The 359-nt window shown below is 49.3% G+C and carries 1 tRNA gene and 1 rRNA gene; both read left to right on the top strand.

Annotation, left to right across the window (positions count from 1 at the left end):
* Positions 1 to 65 (top strand): 16S ribosomal RNA (locus DW56_RS09020); the annotation flags it as partial.
* A gap of 78 nt (positions 66 to 143) precedes the next feature.
* A tRNA-Glu gene (locus DW56_RS09015) sits at positions 144 to 219 on the top strand.
* The last annotated feature ends 140 nt before the right edge of the window (positions 220 to 359 follow it).

Below are 359 nucleotides of genomic sequence, written 5' to 3'. Positions count from 1 at the left end.
TCATGACTGGGGTGAAGTCGTAACAAGGTAACCGTAGGGGAACCTGCGGTTGGATCACCTCCTTACCTTAAAGATACCTCTCTGAAGTGCTCACACAGATTGTCTGACAGATGTAAGAAGCAGGGTGTCTGCGAAAGATATATGTCCCTTTCGTCTAGAGGCCCAGGACACCGCCCTTTCACGGCGGTAACAGGGGTTCGAATCCCCTAAGGGACGCCACCTGCTTGGGTAACGCAAGTGAAAGGTGCGCGGCCACGATACTTCAGAATACACGATAAGGTGTATTGCGAAGTATTTGCTCTTTAACAATCCGGAACAAGCTGAAAATTGAAACGACACACGAAAGTGTGTTCGAGTCT

The organism is Franconibacter helveticus LMG 23732, assembly GCF_000463115.2.
Lineage (GTDB): Bacteria > Pseudomonadota > Gammaproteobacteria > Enterobacterales > Enterobacteriaceae > Franconibacter > Franconibacter helveticus.
Note: the sequence above shows the minus strand (reverse complement) of the source record. Positions and strands in the feature narration are given on the sequence as shown.